The sequence below is a fragment of the Foetidibacter luteolus genome (assembly GCF_009650435.1).
Taxonomy (GTDB): domain Bacteria; phylum Bacteroidota; class Bacteroidia; order Chitinophagales; family Chitinophagaceae; genus Foetidibacter; species Foetidibacter luteolus.
The window spans coordinates 1-21,355 of sequence record NZ_VVIP01000088.1 but is presented as its reverse complement, the minus strand read 5'-3'; the positions used below and the strand labels follow the sequence as shown (position 1 = coordinate 21,355).

11 protein-coding genes are annotated in these 21,355 nt (G+C 46.5%); 5 read left to right on the top strand and 6 right to left on the bottom strand.

The window, feature by feature from the left end:
* A partial coding sequence (locus F0364_RS26310; RefSeq protein WP_207632894.1) for a PKD domain-containing protein occupies nucleotides 1-1,828 on the top strand: 1,828 nt, incomplete at its 5' end.
* A 989-nt stretch (nucleotides 1,829-2,817) separates the two neighbouring features.
* Nucleotides 2,818-3,306: a hypothetical protein gene (locus F0364_RS26305; RefSeq protein WP_153800803.1), complete on the top strand. Its 489-nt coding sequence runs from the start codon at nucleotides 2,818-2,820 to the stop codon at nucleotides 3,304-3,306.
* A gap of 150 nt (nucleotides 3,307-3,456) precedes the next feature.
* Here F0364_RS26305 and F0364_RS26300 read toward each other — a convergent pair whose 3' ends face one another.
* Both F0364_RS26300 and F0364_RS26295 read right to left on the bottom strand, forming a co-directional pair.
* Nucleotides 3,457-4,731, bottom strand: a complete 1,275-nt coding sequence (locus tag F0364_RS26300; protein WP_153800802.1) for a PepSY-associated TM helix domain-containing protein — start codon at nucleotides 4,729-4,731, stop codon at nucleotides 3,457-3,459.
* Between the two features lie 73 nt (nucleotides 4,732-4,804).
* Nucleotides 4,805-7,189, bottom strand: coding sequence for a TonB-dependent receptor (locus tag F0364_RS26295; RefSeq protein WP_235921301.1), 2,385 nt, complete (start codon nucleotides 7,187-7,189; stop codon nucleotides 4,805-4,807).
* A 341-nt stretch (nucleotides 7,190-7,530) separates the two neighbouring features.
* Here F0364_RS26295 and F0364_RS26290 point away from each other — a divergent pair, with 341 nt between their 5' ends.
* Entirely contained in the window at nucleotides 7,531-8,949 is a 1,419-nt protein-coding gene (locus tag F0364_RS26290) for a Gfo/Idh/MocA family protein (protein WP_153800801.1), read from the top strand.
* 632 nt (nucleotides 8,950-9,581) lie between these two features.
* Nucleotides 9,582-10,613: a LacI family DNA-binding transcriptional regulator gene (locus F0364_RS26285; RefSeq protein ID WP_153800800.1), complete on the top strand. Its 1,032-nt coding sequence runs from the start codon at nucleotides 9,582-9,584 to the stop codon at nucleotides 10,611-10,613.
* Nucleotides 10,614-10,650: 37 nt separating this feature from the next.
* Here F0364_RS26285 and F0364_RS26280 read toward each other — a convergent pair whose 3' ends face one another.
* Nucleotides 10,651-12,627, bottom strand: a complete 1,977-nt coding sequence (locus tag F0364_RS26280) for an ABC-F family ATP-binding cassette domain-containing protein (protein ID WP_153800799.1) — start codon at nucleotides 12,625-12,627, stop codon at nucleotides 10,651-10,653.
* A 117-nt stretch (nucleotides 12,628-12,744) separates the two neighbouring features.
* Here F0364_RS26280 and F0364_RS26275 point away from each other — a divergent pair, with 117 nt between their 5' ends.
* Nucleotides 12,745-13,359 (top strand): DUF3347 domain-containing protein, encoded by a 615-nt coding sequence (locus F0364_RS26275; RefSeq protein ID WP_153800798.1) that lies wholly within the window; start codon nucleotides 12,745-12,747, stop codon nucleotides 13,357-13,359.
* A 506-nt stretch (nucleotides 13,360-13,865) separates the two neighbouring features.
* On the opposite strand, the gene yiaA is transcribed toward F0364_RS26275, so the two are convergent.
* The 3 genes from yiaA to F0364_RS26260 form a co-directional block, all read right to left on the bottom strand.
* Nucleotides 13,866-14,339: an inner membrane protein YiaA gene (gene yiaA, locus F0364_RS26270; protein WP_153800797.1), complete on the bottom strand. Its 474-nt coding sequence runs from the start codon at nucleotides 14,337-14,339 to the stop codon at nucleotides 13,866-13,868.
* 80 nt (nucleotides 14,340-14,419) lie between these two features.
* Nucleotides 14,420-14,983, bottom strand: a complete 564-nt coding sequence (locus tag F0364_RS26265; RefSeq protein ID WP_153800805.1) for a Crp/Fnr family transcriptional regulator — start codon at nucleotides 14,981-14,983, stop codon at nucleotides 14,420-14,422.
* A gap of 307 nt (nucleotides 14,984-15,290) precedes the next feature.
* Entirely contained in the window at nucleotides 15,291-20,489 is a 5,199-nt protein-coding gene (locus F0364_RS26260; protein WP_207632892.1) for a T9SS type A sorting domain-containing protein, read from the bottom strand.
* Nucleotides 20,490-21,355: the final 866 nt, after the last annotated feature.

Here is a 21,355-nt window from a genome sequence, read left to right as displayed (position 1 = left end):
TACAGCTTCCGCAAAAACTTCCTTTGTGGTTAACAAAGCCCCGAATGTCGCACCTGTTGCTTCTGTTAAAGCTCCTGCCTCCATTACCCTGCCTGTTGATTCTTTGGTACTGGATGGCGCAGCTTCTTACGATAAAGACGGCTCCATCAAACAATACAAATGGGAATTAACTACTGCGCCGGTTGGCTATAGTTTCTCAGCCGCAAATACAGCTACAGTAAAACTTTCCAGCCTGGTTGTTGGCAGCTACACAGCCACACTCACCATTACAGATAATGACGGCGCTACAGCTTCCGCAAAAACTTCTTTTGTTGTTAACAAAGCCCCGAATGTTGCACCTGTTGCTTCAGTAAAAGCACCTGCTTCCATAACCCTGCCAGTTGACTCTTTAACATTGGACGGCTCTGCTTCTTACGATAAAGATGGTTCTATCAAACAATACAAATGGCAGTTAACCGCCGCGCCGGTTGGCTATAGTTCCGCTGCCGCCAACGCAGCAACTATAAAGCTAACCAAACTGGCTGCAGGCAGCTATACAGCTACACTTACTGTTATTGATAACGACGGCGCTACCGCTTCTGCAAAAGTTTCCTTCCTGGTTAACAAAGCACCCAATGTTGCACCTGTCGCTTCTGTAAAAGCACCTGCTTCCATTACCCTGCCAGTTGATTCTTTGATACTGGATGGCGCAGCTTCTTACGATAAAGATGGTTCTATCAAACAATACAAGTGGGAGTTAACTACTGCACCTGCAGGTTATACCTTTACAGCTACTAATTCGGCTACAGTAAAACTTTCCAAACTGGTGGCAGGCAGCTATGCAGCTACACTTACCATTACAGATAACGCTGGCGCCACCGCTTCTGCCGGTGTATCCTTCACCGTAAATGAGCAACGCATTAACACCGCGCCGGTTGCTATTACCAAAGCCCCAACCGCCATTACTTTGCCAGAAGATTCTGTACTGGTAGATGGCTCCGGTTCTTATGATAAGGATGGCCGTATTGCACAGTACAAATGGCAAATGATTAGCGGCCCGGCTTCCTACATACTAAACAATACAACAGGCGCAAAGCTTGTATTGAACAAACTGGTGGCAGGCACTTACTCTATACAGCTAACTGTAAAAGACAACGATGGCGCACAGGATGTATCTATAGTTAACCTTGTTGTTAACCCTAAACCAGTAGTGGTTGAAGAACCGGTAACAGAAACCATTGAAGCCATCGTAAAAGGTGTTCAGGACATCACGCTGCCGGTTAACTCTATCACCTTTGACGGCAGCAGCTCCAAAGTGCCTGGCGGTAAAATAAAATATGCCTGGAAGTTTGTTTCAGGCCCTGGCGGATATTATTACACACATCCGTTTTCGCCCACGTTTAAAATATATAACCTGTCACCGGGCACACGCACATGGCAGTTGACTGTAACAGACGGCAAAGGCAACAGCGCCACCAAACAGTTCACCTTTACAGTTTTCAAGCAATCCAATAACAGGACTGCAGTAAACAGCTCCGCTGCTACCGCCGAAATGGCTTTGCCACAGCCGGCAAAAACGGCCCTTAACATTAAGCCAGGCCTTACCATGGCCCCCGTACCCGCAGTAAGCAATATGAACATTTACCTGAACGATGAGGCCACCGGCAAAGTAACCATCAGGATCAGCGATGCATCCGGAAGGGTGATTATGCTCAAAAACAATCTTGACAAGAACGAAGCCACCTGGCAGTATAACCTGCAGGTTTCGCAGCTCATCTCAGGCATGTACTATTGCGAGGTGATTATTGGCAACAAAAAGCTCAACGGCAAATTTGTAAAAGTTAATTAGCAGTTAGTTCTATTACCCCCCGCAGGGCCACTCTTAAAGGGTGGCCCTTTTTATTGCAAACGCTCCGCGTTTATTTTTTATGGGCCCGGCTGGAGAAACATGAATGAAGCCGCCGTTGCGTCGCACTCTTGTACGTTTGGATTCACTACTGAGCTTTTCCCGCAATATAGTTTTGCCTTTGCACTTTCTTCAGCACTTCATCATTTTACCAGATTATAAGCCCTTTAAACTTCGACAACCAGCTACCTGCTACCTGCAACCAGCAACATTTACTGTTCAATGTTGATTTGTTTAAAGTTTAATGTTAGTACCGGGTATTAAAGAGCTTCCGCACTTCATCATTTTACCAGATTATAAGCCTTTAAAACTTAAACAGACCGGTAACCTGCAACTGGTAACCGGCAACTGTCTTTCGGGTGAGGGATTGAAGCGGATACCCCGGTGAGGCCATCGCAGCAGAGCCTTTGTGCCGGAGTATGAGCGGAAAGCCCGACCCCTTGCGCAGCTTGGGGGCACCCCCTGAAATATTTCCTGTATGTCTTTTTGGACGCATCAATGGTCCGTATAGGCTAACAATCAGCGGGTAGGCAAGTGTAGCTTTGCATTGTCTTAAAAAGAACAGAATGTAACGGTAACGGAACACAAAAGCCTTTTGACAGCGTAACCAAATACCGGCATCAGTATTTTGATCCCCCAAACCTATAACTATGATTAACCTGATGAAAATCTGCGCAGGTTTTATAATAGAAATGAAAAGAAGCCACGTTTTCGTGGCTTTGCTCATTTATATAAACTTCCATTGTGTTAACGCTTAAGCGGTTAAACATGAATGCCTTTTACGAAGTAAATATCCACATGCGCTCAAAAAAGCCGTAAGCACCCCATCGGATTATGAATTTTTTTCGTTAATTTGAATATGATTCGCACCTGGAAAGCAACTAAACACCAGGTTTATTTTACTAAACCTTAAAAGTGAGCGAGGAACGTGTATGGAATACGAACTGTACATTACAAAAAAAAATAACTGGTTTAACGACGACGTGCAATTGAATATCTCGCTGGAAGAATGGCAGGATTATGTGAAGAATGACCCGGATATGCGGCTTGATAACTTTACAGAAACCAGGCTACCCAAGGGGGAAATTTACAGGTATGATAACCCCGGCGCCGCCGTTTATCTTATCAACAGGCCGGGTCAGCAAAGCGAAATCCTCGCCCAGTTTGATTTCCGTTCAGGCAATGTTTCAGTCAAAAACCCTTCCCAGCAGGTTATTGAAAAAATGAAACATATTGCTTTTAAACTGGGTGGCAGGGTACAGAATGAAGAAGGCGAATTGTACGAAGAGCCCGAAGCCGCTGTGGAAGCGCCATCTATACAACCAGCCGATTTTTTACCCGAAGCCGTTAACAATACCTTTTTAAAAAAATGGTGGAAACGCTGGCAATCTGTTTTTGCTTCAGCGGAAGAAGGACGATAATTTATACATGATATATAATATGCGGTGTACGATGTGTACACCGTTTTTGTTTCTCCTGTCACCTGCATAACAATATCCACCTACCGTTCACGATTGCCGGCTTGCGGGTTCCACACTTTCCTATTCACGAAGCATCTTTGTTGGGTACCACTACACAGAAACGGCTGGCTGTGCCTCTTGCTGCGTTACGCGGCCAACCTTATTCTTAGGCTTTTTCTTCATTTTGTTAATCCAGATAAGTGTACCTGTTACAGGCAGGCTGGTAGCTATAAGGCATGCCAGGAAGTAGATAATTTTGGAGAAGGCACCAAACATTTCGCCGGTATGCAGGGGCTTTATGGAGTCCGCAATCTTTACGTTAAGCGGCTTATCGGCAAAACGCTCCAGTTTCAGCACAGCGGCCGTATAACGGTCAAGCTGTAATTTGTCTGCACCCGCGGATGCAAAAAAACCTGTTTTATTCCTGGTAACAACCACAGCGCCAGCTTTATCTGCAGGCAGCGTAATGCGGGTATCGCCACTGTACGTAAAATTCTGGTCGGTTGTAGCTGTAATGGCTGCTAGAGAAGCCGGCGCCACCGTACTATCTGCCGGCAGTTTTGACTGCAACGGTTTTTCGCTTCTGCCCTTAAATACTTTGGCGCCTAAAACACTGCTTGCGCCATCTTTATACCATTCAAAAGACCAGCACAAACCGGTTAAGGCCATGATTAAAACAAAAATGGAAGCATAAAAACCAAGGGCGTTATGCAAATCGTGGTTCACCCGTTTCCAGTTGGCTTTGAATTTTATTTTAAAGCCCTGCTTCAGGTTTTTCATTTTTGCCGGAAACCACAGCACCAGCCCGCTGACAATGATAAATACAAAAATCAAGGTGGCTATACCCACCACAACCCTGCCGGTATCCGTATCCAGCAGCAACCAGCGGTGCAGTTGCATAACGGTAGTAAAAAATTCTGAAACGCCTTTATCGTTCTGCCCCGGGGTTAATGCACCCGTATAAGGGTTTACAAAATAGGTTTTCGGCCTGACTTCCGTTTCTCCACCACGTTTTTCGCCGCCTTGTTTTGCGGCTTTGCGTGGTGAGCCAGCATCTTTACCAGCCTGTTGCCTGCCAGCTTCCTTATCTTTTGGTTTCACACTTATTTGCCAGGCCATGGCCGCATCGGCAGGTACCTGTAAGCCTGTTACTTTACCGCCCAACTGCTTTTCCATTATTGCTACCAGGGAATCTGCCGGTAAAACCACAGCATTGGGTTCAACTTGTACATAATATTTTTCAGGGCTCATCCAGCGCTCTATTTCGGCCCTGAAAGTGTAGATAGTCCCGCTGAGGCAAACCACAAACAAAACAAGTCCGCTGGCCAGTCCCAGCCACAGGTGAACATCGTTAACAAACTTTCTTACCGTATATTTTTTACTCATAATGTAACGTTAGCACATATTAACGGCAAAAGCTACCGGCAGGCCGGCAGCTTTTACGCTTTACTGATCTTGTTTAGAATTTGTATGACACGGTACCCGTAACCATCCGCGGTGCAATGGGGTTAATGCTGTAATTCTCGTGTACATAATAATTAAATGTATTGGTAATATTGGAAACCTTTGCCAGTAAAGAAATATGCTTAAAGCTATAACCTGCGGAAAAATCAAGGGTAGCAAAGCCTTTTACAGGTATTAACCTGGAAAACTGTTGTGTTTGCTCAACCTGGTTATTCCAGCCGCCAAATCTTTTACCTGTATAAAAGGCGGAAATACCCAGCTTCAATCCTTTTACGCTGCCCTGGTTAAAAGTGTAAAACACGCTGCTGTTAGCGGTGTGGGCGGGATTGTTTACCAACCTTTCACCCTCTTTATAGTTGCCTTTTTTACCTTCGGTTTTGGTATATCGCATATAATTGTAGCTGTAACCTGCCAGTATGCTTAAACCCATTGCAGGGTGGGCGGCAAGGTCCACCTCTACGCCGTCGCTGGTGGTTTGGCCGGTAAGCTCTTTTAAATTGGTATTACTGTTAACATTGCCATCCCTGTCAAACTGGGCAGTTTGCGCCAGGTTATTGTTTACGATACGGTAGGCGGTAACATTAACGGTAAAGGCCCCTTTAAAAAAGTCGTTCTTAATGCCCAGCTCAAACTGATCAATGATAGAAGGCTTTAACGCATTGCCATAAATATCGGTGACGCTTCCCGTACTATTAACAGAAAAAGAATTGGCATAGCTGGCAAATACCGATGTGGTGCTGGTTGGCCTGTAGACAATACCTACACGCGGAGAAAATGCTTTATCCTGCTTAGAGGCAGCTTTGGCGCTGGTATCTTGCTTTAAATCTGTAGTTCTTACAGATTGTGCATCCTGGTAAGACCAACGGATACCCGCCAGGAATTTCAGTTTTTCTGAAATGCTGATCAGATCCTGTACATAAGCGCCAAACCTGTTTACCGGTGTTTCGGTAAGCCTTATTTTCTGTGCATCAGGTATATCTGTACGGGGCGTGTATTTGGATGCGTCCAGTATATTGATGGTATCATAAGTAGTGGGCTGGTTATAAGCATAAGCCTTTGCCATATTACGTTCCGCGTCTATACCTGCCAGCAGGGTGTGCTGCAACTGGCCTGTCCTGAACTTACCGTTCAGGTTAACCTGGCCAACATAGTAGTTTTCAGCATTCTGTGCCCGGCCCAGTGGCCTTGCCCATTTACCGTCCGCTTTTGCCTGTATGCGTTCGATAGAGTAATAATCCCTGTCGTAGCGCTGGTATGATACCGAAGAATTAAGCTGCCATTGCTCATTAAAGCGATGGTTAAGCGTAATGGTTGAAGTTGCCTGCTGCGTTTTGGCATACTGCCATGGGGTACCAAAAAACGCCGAACGCGAAACGTTAGGAATTGCCGTATCTGCAATAGAACCAATACCAAAATCAGGGGTGAATTTATGATACAGGTAATCACCTTCCACAATCAAATCTGTTTTATGACCCAGCTTAAACAGGAATGAGGGGTTAACATAATAACGCGTGGTGCTTACCACATCCCTGTAGCTGTTGGCTTTTTCATAAGTACCGTTTACCCTGAATGCTACGTTTGAACTGATAGGGCCATATACATCAAAACTGGGCTTGTACAGGCCAAAACTGCCGCCACGCATGCTTAATTCGCCGCCGTTCTCAAACCTGGGTTTCTTGGTAACCAGGTTAAGAATGCCGCCGGGGGCTACGTTACCATACAGTATGGCCGCACTGCCCTTTAATACTTCTACCCTTTCTATAGAACTCATTTCCGGCATAACGCCGCTGTTTACCCTGGCGCCGTTTTTAAACATGTTGGTGCTGGAAAAGCCATACCCCCTGGCGCCAAAGGATTCCTGGGTGCTACCGCGGGTAGTGGTAACATACACGCCATTTACGTTTTTCACCACATCGCCCAGGCGCTGTGCCTGCTGGTCGCGTATAAGGCCAGAGCTGATAATGCTTACGCTTTGCGGAAGATCCATAGGATTAATGGCAGCCTTGCCTATGCTAACCGGTTTTACGTTCATGGTTCTGCCGGCATTAACCACTACTTCATCCAACTGGTCGGCAGATTCTTTAATAGTAAATTGCAGGTCAACGGTTCCGCTGGGGCCAACATCAATTTTTTGAGCCTGCGCTTCCAGCCCGGTGTGAGAAATAACCAGCGTATAAGTGCCAGCCTTAATATTTTTCAGGCTAAAAGTTCCGTTTTCTTCAGTTACAGCGTTCTTTTTCAATTCCTTCAGAGTAACGCTAACAAAAGCAGCCGGTTTTCCATCGGTTGTCATTATCCTTCCTTTAACTGTGGCATTTTGTGCATTCGCCGCTACAAAACCACTCATAAACAGTACAAACAGCAGGTATAAATTCTTCACTTACGTTAAATTTTACGCAAAAGAAAATGTTTGTACCATGCTTTAAATGCCGCATCGGGAAATTCTGTTTACATAATCGGGAAATTTAAAGAAATCAAAAACATCAGGATACCAGCGGCTTTTTTTCATGGCGGCCCAGTTGCGTCGCAATCCTTTCATCGGTTGGTTTTTTATGGCATCTTTTCAGGCCCTGGTAAAGCAGAGCAAACCTGTAACGGTGGTAATAACCAGTCACTTTTTTACAGGCAGTTACAAATCAAACGATTGCGTGAATTTAACCTTCCCCGTTTTTCTACTGGATAATATGCTGAAATTAGCGGCTTATTAAACTGACAAACACCATGGCATCCAACCGCAGAAAATTTTTACGCAATATTGCGCTGGGTTCAGGCGCATTAACTGCCGGCATACCGGCGCTTGCAAAAGTTACGAATGACGAAAAGGACTGGAGCAGCAGCGCCGCCTGGCAAGGCAAACAACAGTTTAACATGTGCGGTTATGCTGCACCCAAATTAGATAAAGTAAAAATTGCTTTCATTGGCCTGGGCATGCGTGGGCCCGGCGCTGTGCAGCGTATGAGCCATATTGAAGGTGTGGAAATAGTAGCGCTGTGCGACAAATATGCTGACCGTGCCAGCAAAGCACAGAAAATACTGGAAAAAGCAGGTCTGCCCAAAGCAAAGGAATATAGCGGCAACGATGGCTGGAAAGCGCTTTGCGAAAACAGCGATGCTGACCTGATTTATATTACAACGCCCTGGAGCCTGCATACGCCCATAGCCGTATATGCCATGAAAAACGGCAAACACGCCGCTACAGAAGTACCTGCCGCCCGTACACTGGATGAGTGCTGGGAACTGGTGGAAACCTCTGAAAAAACAAAGCAGCACTGCATGATGCTGGAAAATTGCTGTTACGATTTTTTTGAACAGCTTACCCTTAATATGTCCAGGCAGGGCATGTTTGGCGAGCTGCTGCATGCCGAAGGCGCTTACATCCATAACCTGCTTGATTTGAATTTTGATAAGAACGGTTACGCCGATATGTGGCGCCTGAGAGAAAATGCCAGCCGTAACGGCAACCTGTACCCAACACATGGTTTGGGGCCTATCGCGCAGTGCATGAATATTAACCGTGGCGATAAAATGGACCACCTGGTTAGCCTTAGCACCAACGATTTCCAGATGGCGGATGAAGCTAAGAAAAGAGCAGCAGCAGATAGTTTTTACAACGAATTTGTGGGTAAACCGTACCGCGGCAACATGAACACTACCCTGATACGTACAGCCAAAGGCAAAAGTATTATGGTGCAGCACGATGTTACATCTCCACGTCCTTACTCCCGTATTCACTTAATCAGTGGCACGAAAGGTGTTGCCAGCAAATGGCCAGACCCGGCACGTATTGCCCTGGGCGAAGAATGGATGAAAGAGGAAGAACTGAAAGAGTTATATGACAAGTATTCCACACCACTGGTAAAATATGTGGGCGAAATAGCCAAGAAGGTTGGCGGCCACGGCGGCATGGATTTTATTATGGACTGGCGGCTGATTGATTGCCTGCGCAATGGCCTGCCGCTTGACCAGGACGTATACGATGCAGCTTTGTGGAGCGCCATCAGCCCATTAAGCGAGAAATCTGTGGCCAACAAATCAAGAACGCAGGATGTGCCCGATTTTACCCGTGGCGCATGGCAAAACAATAAACCGGTAAGCCTTACGTTAGATGGCGGTGGCAATACAGGTATCAAAAAAGTTTAACCCATTCTACACATAATTTGTTCGGGGGAACAATTGAAGAGAGGGCCGCAAAAGCGGCTCTTTTTTATTACAGGTTGCTGGCCTTGTGATTGGGAGGTGGTGCATTTCGTGAATGGTGAGTGGTGAATGGTGAGTGGTGAATGGGGTGCATCCGCTTCGCTGTTTCAGTGTTCCTTGTTCCTTTGTTCGATATTCATTTCGCAAGTGAACGTGAGTAATCGTGAATCGCAAGCATGGCATCCCTTCGTCATTCAGCCTTCCTTGTTCCTTTGTTCGATATTCATTTCGCAAGTGATCGTGAGTAACCGTAAATCGCAAGTATGGCCTCCCTTCGTCATTCAGCATTCCTTATTCCTTGTTCAATATTCATTTCTCAAGTGAACGTGTGTAATCGTTAATCGCAAGTATGGCCTCCCTTCGTCATTCAGCATTCCTTGTTCCTTGTTCGATATTCCTTCCCGGGTCTGAAATGCCGCCCATTGAACCAACCGATGAACGGATTGCGACGCAACGAAGTCCCCCATGAAAAACCGTAGCTGGTACCTGCATTTTCTTCCTGGCCAAACTGTTAACGATGGTTTTGAAACCCGGAAAAATGGATTTGCTTATTTTCACACCTATTGTGTAAGAGCATGAAATTTGAAGCCATAACGATAAAGGATGTTGCCAAAGCATTAAACCTGTCTATCTCCACTGTTTCCAAAGCGCTGCGGGGCAGTTATGAAATAAGTGCTGAAACGCAAAAACTGGTGAAGGAGTATGCGGCGAAACACAATTATAAACCCAACCCTATCGCCCAGGGATTAAGAAACGGCAGCAGCAAATCCATTGGCATTATGGTTACCAATATTGATAACAATTTTTTCTCCCAGGTAATCAATGGTATTGAGTCTGTTGCGCACAGGAAGGATTACAACGTTATTATTACGCAAACACATGAATCTTATGAGCGTGAAGTGCTGACGCTGCAGCACATGCTTACCCGCTCCATTGATGGGTTGCTGGTATCTATTTGCGCTGAAACGGAAAACGTAGGCCATTTTAAGGAGGTGAGCAACAAAGGCCTGCCGATTGTTTTTTTTGACAGGGTTACAGATGAAATAAACACGCACAGGGTTATCTGCAACAATTTTCGTGGCGCTTACGATGGCACAGCGCACCTTATACAAAACGGGTATAAACGTATTGCCCACATTACCAGCAGCAACAGTTTATCCATTACATTGGAACGGTTGGAAGGCTATATGAAGGCGCTGGAAGACTATAACCTACCGCTGGACGAATGCCTGATTAAATATTGCACGCATGGCGGCATGATACCCGAAGAAACAAGTACTGCCTTAAACGAGTTGATGGCGCTGGAACAAAGGCCTGACGCGGTTTTTACCGCATCGGACAGGTTAAGCACAACAACACTTAGCCTGCTGCATAAAATGAAAATTAAAGTACCGGATGAAATAGGCATGGCCGGATTTACCAATTCCGCATCGGCGGATATATTTTATCCGCCACTTACCACTATTGTGCAGCCGGCCTTTGAAATTGGAAAAGAGGCAACAGAAAAACTGATACAGCTAATTGAAGCCAAAAGGCCGGTAGTGCACTTTGAAAAGAAAGTACTGGATGCCAAACTGTATGTAAGGGAATCCAGCAGGAAAGTTTGAACTTCTTGGCCTATACTAAATAAACGCAACAAAGCCGCTACCCTACTATCGCTTCCAGCTCCATAATCTTTTCAAACATTTTCTCGTACTCGTTATTGGCGGCGGTAATTTTTTGTTTAACAGCGCTGTAGTTGCTTTCCAGTTGGGTAAACTTAGTTTTATCGGAGTAGCTTTCCGGGTTACCAAGGTCTGCTTCAAGGTTAGCTTTTTCCTGGTTAAGGCTGGTAAGCTGGCTTTCCAGTTTGCTGAATTGCTTTTGCAGGCGCTGCAGTTCTTTTTTCTGCTCATTCAGCACAGCATTGTTTATCGCCGGTTTGGCAACCTGGGCAGGTGCGGCTGTGGTTTTTACCGGCTCTTCTGCTTTAACTTCCTGGGCGGCCTTTTTTTCCTGCGCTAACTGCTGCTTTCGGTTAGCGGCCATACGCTCTTTCCATTCCGTGTATTCCTGGTAATCGCCTTTAAACTCTTTCAGTTCATGGTCTACAATTTCCCAAATGGTGTTTGCCGTTTTGGAAATAAAATAACGGTCGTGACTAACCAGTATAATGGTGCCTTCATATTTTTTAAGGGCTTCAATCAGCAATTCAACGCTGTGTATATCCAGGTGGTTGGTGGGCTCATCCAGCAACAAAAAGTTGGCTTTGCTTACAATTACCTTGGCCAGCGCCACCCTGGCTTTTTCGCCTCCGCTTAATACTTTAATTTTCTTTTCCACTTCATCGCCGCCAAACAAAAAACAGCCCAGCAAAGAACGCAGTTCCAGCTCTGTTTTGCCGCTGCCGCAGGATTTCATTTCATCCAGTATGGTATTATTTAAATCCAGCGCTTCCAACTGGTGCTGCGCATAAAAGCTCTCATCTACATTATGGCCCCACACCCTTTCCCCTTCAAATGGTTCTGTGCCCGCAACCATACGCAGCATGGTTGATTTGCCCTTGCCGTTGGCGCCAATCAGCGCAATCTTGTCACCACGGTTTATTTCGGCATTGCTGTTTTCCATAATGGTAAGGTTGCCGAATTTTTTGCTGGCGTTTTTCAGGGTAACCAGCACTTTGCCGGGCTGCTTATCCACCTGGAAGTTGATGCGCAGGTTGGGGCGCTCCAGTTCAACGTTTTCCACACGTTCCAGCTTATCCAGCCGTTTCATGGCGCTTTGTGCCTGTGTTGCCTTGGTGGCTTTGGCTTTAAAGCGCTCAATAAAACGCTCCTGCTGGCGTATATAATCCTGCTGGTTTTCGTAAGCCCGCTGCTGCATTTCTATACGCAGTTGCTTTTCTGTTTCGTAATAGGAATAATTGCCGGAGTAAATGTGCAGTTGCTGCTGGTACAGCTCTACAATTTTAGTAACCATACGGTCAAGAAAGTATTTATCGTGGCTTACAATAACTACAGAGCCCTGGTAATGCTGCAGGTATTTTTCCAGCCATTCAATAGAAGGCAGGTCAAGGTGGTTGGTAGGCTCATCCAGCAACAGCACATCTGGTTGCTGCAATATCATTTTGGCCAGCAGCACACGCATACGCCAGCCGCCGCTGAATTGTTTGTAAGGGCGCTGCAGGTCGGCGTTGGCAAAGCCAAGGCCCTGCAATACTTCCTCTGTTTTATGGTGAATGTTGTAACCGCCCAGCACTTCCAGCTCGTGCAGTTTGTCGGTGTACTTTATCAGCAGTTTTTCGTCGGAAGTGGCTTCCAGTTCCTTACCTATTTCTTCAATTTCTTTTTCCAGTTGCTTTACTTTTTCAAAAGCCCCCATGGCCACTTCCAGTATGGAGTCGTTGGTATCAAAGCCCAGCAGGTCCTGGTGCAGGTAGCCGATGGTTGTGTCCCGGCTTTTTTCTACTGTACCGGCGGAGGGCTGGTACTCTCCCGTTAATACTTTCAGCAGGGTAGATTTACCCGTTCCGTTGTAACCAATAAGGCCAATACGCTCCCCCGGGTGAATATGCCAGGTGGCGTCTGCAACAATAACACGGGCCCCAAACTCAAAGGTTACATTGTTCAATCCTATTAACATGCTCAGAAAATTTGCAGCGCAAAACTAATGCGATTAAGGGTATGTTGATGCGGCATAAGGTTAAAACAGCCTTAGGGATAATCATTTCCCTTTATTTTTGCGCTTAAACTTTTTACAATGAAAAAAGGACTGGCCATTATTTTACTGGCAGTAGTTGCAGTTGCCGCTTATTTTATTTTTTTTAATAAGGAGGAAGCCCAGCCGGCAGCTCCCAAACAACAACCGCTTGCACAAAGCAAAAACAGCGATTCATTCAATATACCTTTCAATAATTTTCTTTCTGCCTATTATGAACTGAAAAACGCCCTGGTGGAATGGGACACCGCAGCGGCATCCGCAGGGGCCGCCAAACTGGAACAGGAAGCGGCTAAAATACCGTACGAGGCACTTTCCGCAGATGCGACCATTGTTTCTACCGCCAAAGATTTTTCCAATGCCGTAGTGGCTGAAAGCATGGGCATAAGGGGCGAGCCCACAATTGAGGGTAAAAGAAGGTCTTTCTTCACCCTTTCAGAGAACCTTTACAACCTTATACGCACCGTACGTTACGACCAGCAGGTTATTTACCATGTTAAATGCCCCATGGCTTTTAACGATACCGAAGAAGCCTACTGGCTTAGCAATGTAAACGAAGTAATTAACCCCTACCTGGGCAAGAAGCACCCCAAGTATCATTCAGGTATGCTTGCCTGCGGCAGCATTACGGATTCTGTTGATTACAGGCAGAAATAAACCGTTTTATTTTTCCGCAGGTTGTTTGCACATGCGTGAGGGATTGAAGCGGATACCCCGGTGAGGCCTTGTGCATAGGCCCCTGTGCCGGAGTATGAGCACAACCGAGAAAAAGCAACTAAATGTTGCTTTGGCGAAGGTTGCGAACGAAGTTCCGCCCGGCCCCTTGCGATAGCTTGGGGACACGCCCTATGTTTTTCTAAATACATTATGAACCACGTTAGCCATGTAAGAACATGTAAGCCGCTGGTGCGCTACAATTTACGGTACACATAAGTGGATGTTATTTCTGTCGCATTGCCGGCACTATCAATATTTAACCAAATTAGTCATGTAAGAACATGTAAGCCCCCAGTGCGTTACAATTTACGGTACACATAAGTGGATGTTATTTCTGCAGCATTGCCGGCATTATCCTTCGGCCCTTCTCTTTTTATGAACCTAAATAGTTCAAAGCCTTTACTTAACCACGTTAGCCATGTAAGAACATGTAAGCCCCTGGTACACTACAATTTGCGGTGCACATAAGTGGATGTTATTTCTGTCGCATTGCCGGCAGTGTTCTTCGGTTCTTCTTTTTCTTCAGTAACCTTGCTGTCCCTTACATTTTTTTGCACAGCTACCGCTGCAAACAAGCTTAGCACAAACGACATGGCATAGAAGCCTTTTTCGCTGCGGGTTAATTCAGCATTCCAAAGGCCAATAGTGAGCAACAAAACAGCCAGTAATGTGGTAAACCAGGCCAGGCCGTAATACAGGTTGGTTACAGGTATGCCTTCCAATTGGTCACGCACGGCTTTTTGCACAGAAACGGCGGAGAACAGGCCGAGTATGAGTACAGTAAAATAATAGCCCTTTTCGTTAAGCTGCATACCGGCATTCCAAAGGCCGATGTTATAAGCAACTACACCCGTTATAAGGGCAATCCATGAGGCGGCGATAAAAGCAGCGGAAGGCTGCCGGGTGGGTTTTTGTTCCATATACTTGTTTTATGAAACCAAAACTATGCGGCGGCGCCGGCTAAGATTTTGACAATAATCAAAAAGCTTTACAGCAATTGTTAAAGCCTGCCCCGTATGCGGCTCAGGGTTTCCTGCGATATGCCCAGGTAAGAGGCTATGTAACCAAGGGGCACCCTTTCAATAATATGTGGGGACTGCAGTAACAGGTTTTCGTATAATTCCGCCGCTGTTTTAAACTGCGCATTTACATACCGCTCTTCCAGCCGTATGTAATATTTTTCATAAGCTATACGCACCAGCCTTTCTATTTCGTGGTATTGGTTAAACAATTTTGTTATCGCCTCTTTGGAAATGCTCCATAGTACAGCACTCTCTATTAACTGAATGTTTTCAACAGCGGGCTGCTGCGTAGTAAAGCTGTGAAAGGATGTAACAAAGTCGTTTTCAAAACCAAACCAGTGGGTTACTTCTTTACCATCGGCATTGTAAAAGCCACGCAATGCACCGTGTTGCAGAAAATACAAATGTCTGCAGGTTTTTCCTTCCTTAAGCAGAAACTCATTTTTTGACAGTGTGATACTCTCAAAACTATCTTCCAGTGCTCGCTGCGCTTCTTCGCTTAGCAGGTAAAAATTCTTAAGATGTTGCAGTAACCGCTCCATATTCAAGTTACCGGTTCTCATACAGTAACCGGGTGAAGATAAAGAGGATTTTTACTTGTTTCTGGCAAATGTTAGTCCGTTACCGCTACCCTGCAATATGCGCCCTTAAGCAGTATAACACGAAAGGCATTTTTTGTAGCCCGGCAGCAGGAACAAGTATGAGGCTTTACTTGCGTCGCACTCTTGTACGTTCTGTTCGCTGCGCGGCAATGTGCAACAGGCTTTGGCTGCCCGGTGCTTTTTTGTTCAAAGTTTAATGTGGGCGGCAATGCCGCCCGGCAGTGCCTGCTATCGTGGCCTGGCCCTGCTATTTAATAATCTTAACTACACGTACAGCGCCACTGGCTTCTTTTATATGCACGTAGTAAACACCGGCGGCCAGCGGTGACAGTTGCAGGCGTGGGTTGTAATCCATGCTGTTGTTTCCACGGTATTTGTAAACAGCATCTCCAACGGCGTTAAAAACGGTTACCTGTGCTACAGAATAGTTACTCTTAATTTGCAGCAGGCCGCTTTGCCCCAGCACAGGGTTGGGGTAAACAGCCAACCGCCACTCGCCTGCAAATTCCAGCAACACAATTGTAGAATAACTAAACATCCCATCCTTATCCACTTGTTTAAGCCGGTAGTAATTAAGCCCGCTAAATGGTGATCCGTCCTCAAAATGATAAGTTGTTCCGTTGGTGTTATTGGCTGCATGTACTGTGCCCGCTTTTACCCAGTTCTTGCCGTCAATGCTGCGCTCAACATCAAAGTGGTGGTTATTAATTTCGTAAGAAGTCTTCCAGGTTAAGAACGCATGCCCTTCTTTTTTTACCGCGGTAAAACTTTCAAAGCCTACCGGCAATATGCTGCAGGAAGTTTGCGAATTAAGGATAACCGCGGAATCCTTGCAGCCCAATGCATCTGTTATCACCACTTTATGTGTGCCGTTGTAAATGGTGGTAGGGTTTTGCACCGTATTGCCGGGCCTGTAAACGGCTGAAGGGTTGGTAGAGCTCCATACCCAGCTTACGGCGCTGCCACCATATTCAGTAAGTTGTGCGTAGTTGCTGTAGCAGTCTATTGTAACAAGCGCCACAGGGTCATCAACAGACAAAGGCGCGGTGGAGGCCGTACGGGTACAGCCATTGGCATCGGAAACAGTTACACTGTAAGTGCCGGAAGCAGTTGGCAGCACGTTAGACGGATTTTGCAGCGCCTGGTTACCACTGTTAATGCCGGGGCCGCTCCACAAAAAGCCGGTATAGCTGCCGGAACCGCCCGATGCTGCAGACGAAAGGCTTACCGTGGTACCTGCACAAATGGGTTGGGCCGGCGCTGTAAGTGTGGCCGATATGGAAGGGGATGTTCTTACCGTGACGTTAGAAGTAAATGCCGAAGCGAAGCAACCATTATTATCTATTACCAATACCGCATAGCTGCTGCCATCTGTAGTGGGGTTAGCGCTTGTATTTTGCTGTGTGTTAGTGGTAGTGCTTAACCCGGAGCCGGAAGAGCCCGTCCATGAATAAGTGTAAGGCGATGTGCCGCCGGACGGCGTTGATGTAAGCGTTATGCTGTTGTTTGCTGTGCATACAAAAGTAGCGCTTGCGCTTGCCGTAGCGCTTACTGCAGGCACTACCGATACATTACCCGTGCCTGCGTTGGCTATGCAGCCATTGTTATCTGTAACCTTTATATTAAAACTGTAGGTACCTGTAGCCGTAGGTTTGGCCGTACTGTTTTGGGTGGCAGTGGCCTGCAGCCCCGCCGCTGTTGCAGAAGCAGTCCATAAATAAGTGTAGGGGCTGGTGCCTCCGTTTGGCGTAGACAGCAGGTTAAGCGTATTGCCAAGGCATAATTTGTTATTGTTTGAAGCGGCTATGGCAGGCACCGGCTTAACGGTAATTTGTGCGGACGAAGCTGTACCTGTACAGTTATTGCCATCTGTAACCCTTACGGTGTAATTGCCGTTGGCTGTGGGCACAGCAGTGGTGGTTGTGGTGGTGCTGTTATTGGTATAAGTTGGCGTAACTACACCAGAGCCCGACCATACATAAGAATAGTCTTGCGCTGTTGAATTGGTGCGTGTGGCCGTTAGTGTGATAGTAGATTGGCCGCTGCATGCAGATGCGGTACTTACCGAGGCATTAACTGCCGGCACACCAAATGATGAAACCGTTACAGTAACCGGCGCTGTACTGCTGGAGGAGACACACCCCCTGGTATCTGTAGCGCTTACATTATAAGTATAAGTTCCGCCGGTAAGCGGCGAAGCGGTAGTATTCTGTGTGTTAGTAATTAAAACGCCGCCACCTGCTGACTGTGTCCAGCTATACGTCCAGGAACTGAATGCTCCTGTACCTCCGCTTGGGTTAGAAGCCAGTGTAATGTTTTGGCCCAGGCATAAATTACTGGATAAATAAGTGGCTGTTGGCGCTACGGAAGGCAGCGGGTTGATAGTAACAGGCTGGGTAGTAGCTGTTGCACTGCAATTATTGCCATTGGTAATAGTAACACTGTAGCTTCCGTCTATAGTTGGCTTGGCTGTAGTTGTGGTGGTTGTCGCGGTATTGTTAGTGTAAGAGGAAGTAATAAGGCCAGAACCTGTCCAAACATAGTTATAATTGGTAATTGTGCTGTTCGTTCTGTTAGCCGTTAGTGTTAGCGTTGTTTGACCATTACAGGCAGTGGTGGCGCTTACTCCTGCGGTAATCGTAGGCGGCGTGAGCGTGGACAAAGTAACTGCCGCGGTGGATGATGCGGTTACCGTACAATTGTTGGCATCCGTAACTACGACCGCATAAGTATATGAACCGGCAACCGTTGGCTTTGCCGTAATATTTTGAATATTGCTGGCACTGGTAATGTTGGCGCCGGACGGGCTACCCGTCCACGCATAGGTATAGGGCGTTATGCCGCCTGATGGCGTTGAACTGATGGTAAGGCTTTGGTTGTTACATAATCTTGGGTTACTGGTTGCCGTGGTAACCGCCAGGCCAAGGCTGGCTTTAATAACCGCGGTTGTATCAGAACCTTTGCAACCGCTGGCATCTGTAACAGTAAGAAAATAAGTGTAAGAACCGTTTTGCGTGGGCGTGGCAGACGCTGTTGCCTGGTTTACCGGTGTGTTTAACCCACCCGCCGCAGCCGACGCGGCCCATGTATACGTAAGTGGTGCTGTTCCGGCGCTTACGGAAGAGCTGAGGTTTACCGTTTGCCCTGTGCCACACAAAGAGGTAGAACTCTGGTTTACCGTAACTATGGGCGACTGGTTGCTGGTAACAGCCACAGTGGCGGTATCCCGGCCAATACAGCCATTGGCATCTGTCACGGCAATGATGTAGTTGTAAGAGCCTGCCGCGCTTTGTACCGCCGTTGCAGTTGATGTATTGGTTGGGCCGGTAAGGTTGCCTGCGCCCAGGGTAGTCCATGAGTAGCCAGCGTAAGGTGTTGTGCCTCCGCTGGCGGAAGAACTCAGGTTAATGGTTTCTGAACGGCACACAGTGGTTTTGGCGGCAGATGATATTACCAGGGGTTTGGCGTTAATGTTAATGAGCAACGCAGTATCTGTAATACAGCCGATGGCATTGGTGAAAGTGTAATTGATATACACACTGCCCCCCGTAATTGCCGACATAACCCCGCTGGAAGAATTGATGGTGGCCACGGTGGTATTGCCGCTTGACCACACCCCTCCCGTTGGTGTAGCGGTAAGTGTGGATGTTGTGCCTGCGCATAAGGTGGATGGCGCTGACAAAGATTGTATAGGCGTAACAAGCGGGGTGATGGTAATATCATCTAAAGCAAGGTCGTTACCGTTGCCGCCCGGGCCTCCGTTGCGCAGGTAAATATCCGCCTGGGAAGTGCTTGCCGTAAAAGTAAAAGAGTATGATGACCAGTTGTAATAAGCAGATCCGTTGAAGCCCGGTGTTGAGAAGGTATTTAATACTACCGCATTAGAATCTGACACGCCTACGGTTATCAGGGAGTTTAGACCGCCCGACAGGGAGGCTGCCCAAAAGTTGATGCTGTACAATACACCGGGCACCAGGTTGGTTACCCGCTTGCGGTAAAACTCATTCTCCTGGAATGACGCGTTTACCAGCATATAACAGCCCAACGCTGTGCCTGTGGTATGATCTAACAATGAACCATTGGGCCAGTTTACAGAATTGTTGGCCACAGAATAGTAACCATCATCAAAACGCTGGCTGGCAAAATAGTGATACCCGGATATACCTACAGGCGCAGTCGCCACATAAGCAGCCGTACTTGGCGCGGAACCAAAATTTTCAATCATCTGTGCGCCGGCGCATTGCTTTTGCAGCACAACAGGCACCAGCCTTTCGTTTTGTACAATTACATGCACTACCTCGCCGGCAGCCACATTAAGCGTAGCGGAATTGGTTGCAGGGTTACCGGTTGAGTTATCGGTAGGATCGTAAATAAGGATGCCCAGGATATCCCAGGAAGCGGGCCTCGTTTCAGTTAATGTATAAGTGCCCGCGGTTACAGGTATCATTATAGCATTGTTATCGTAGGTAGTGCGTACACGCTGATCATCTATCCAACGTATGCTGGCGCTGCCATCAACAGACCTTGTATAGATGGTATTCGGGTTATACGTCCACGTGGTAATACACCACGCCTGGCCGCCGGGGCCGCCGGTAACACTTTTGGCAATGCTTGGGCCGGTTGGGTCTGATGTCCAGGCCGTTCCTACCCTTCGGTTAATGGTACCGCCAATGATTGTTAACACCATGCCGTTATCGGCAAAGCAAACATCGGTGGCGCTTCCAGTCATGGCAACTACAGAAGCACCTGTTATGGTAGCGCTGTCAATACTGGTTGTTCCTCTTGTAAAAGCCATCCTGCCAGTGTTATGGTTAATATCCACTGTGGAAGTTGCACCAAGCGTATTTGCGGCATAAGTAACCGTCCAGGCTGTGCCGTAAGGTGCAGCGGTACTGTTGTTGCGCCACATGCTGCCATCGCTCCTGGTAATAACAATATAACCGTTGCCCCATGCAACATCCACCGCGTTAATATTGCTGTAGGATGCCCTGTTGTAAATAAGCGTGGTAGTATTGGCAACGCCATTAAAAAAGTAAACGTTATTGCCGGATATATACACGGCCTGGTTAGCCAGGGCGCCATCAACCCTTGTAACAGCGTTGCCGGTAACGGATTGTGTTGAAACCCATGCATTACCCGCAGAAAGCCTGTGATAGAGTATGTTGCCTGTTACACTCCATAATTCGCCGGCGCCGGTGCCATGACCGCCACCCAAATCCTGCGATGTGGTATTAACTAAATCTGCCCGGTCGTTTAAAGAAAAAGCCGGCACCGTAGTGGAACCTCCTGTAATGGTAAATGGAAATCCTGTTGCGGGGGTACTTTCCTCATTTATCGCCTGCACGTGTACATAGATATAGCCTGTTTGTGCCCGCAGTGCCTGGAAGGAAAAAAATAAGATGAGGCTGCACATCAATACAGTACGTCTTAGACAAAGGTTTGTCAAAAAAATTCCTTTACTTTTTAGCAAAGTCATTTTCAGATATGGATTTATATGCCTCTATCAGTCACATGAAGGCATGTGTGAAAAATAAAACAGTAAATAACCTTTCAGGCAGGAATAGTTGTTTTAAACACAGGAACGAGATGTGTGAGGATGGATAGCTTATTGATTGAGGAGTTACTTCGGTTTTTCACAGCAACTTAACTGTAAGATTTTGTTTGATTACAGTGCTCAATTACAACTCTAAGAAACACCATAATGCTTACATAAACAATTTTTTATCGTTGCATAAACATTGGTAGCCCTCATTTGCAACGGAGTTATTTAAGTGAATATTAAGCTGTAAAAGATGAATAAGTTATACCTATGGAAAAGGATGTTTGTATGTTGCTTTGCAAATGGTTTTTACGGGCCGTTATAGTGAAAATACACATGCCTTTATTTTTTTGGCAACTTCGCCGGATTAAAAGATGCTGAAACCGGTTATGTATTTCAAGCAAATTTTAAAAGACGAATAAGTTGTTGCTAACAGGCCAACCGAGGTTTTGATTGTTTAATGTTCATTTGTTCAATGTTCAATGTTAGCAGTAAATCATGATTTGTTTGAAGCTTTTGGTGAACATATCCCACCTACGGCGCTCCATTTATCTGTGCTTTTGTTGCTTCTAATATGACGTATCTACGAGGCTTTGTGAGGCTGTAAAATAAACTGTGTCAAGGTTAAAAAATAAGATAACCTTTAACACATCAAGATGAAGTCAAAAACAGAAACACCGTTCGGGTTTGATTACGAGGCCGTGAAGAACAAGGCCCTGGAACAACTCAAGAGTGGAAAGCCACTATTAGGAAAAGAAGGTGCTTTGGCGCCG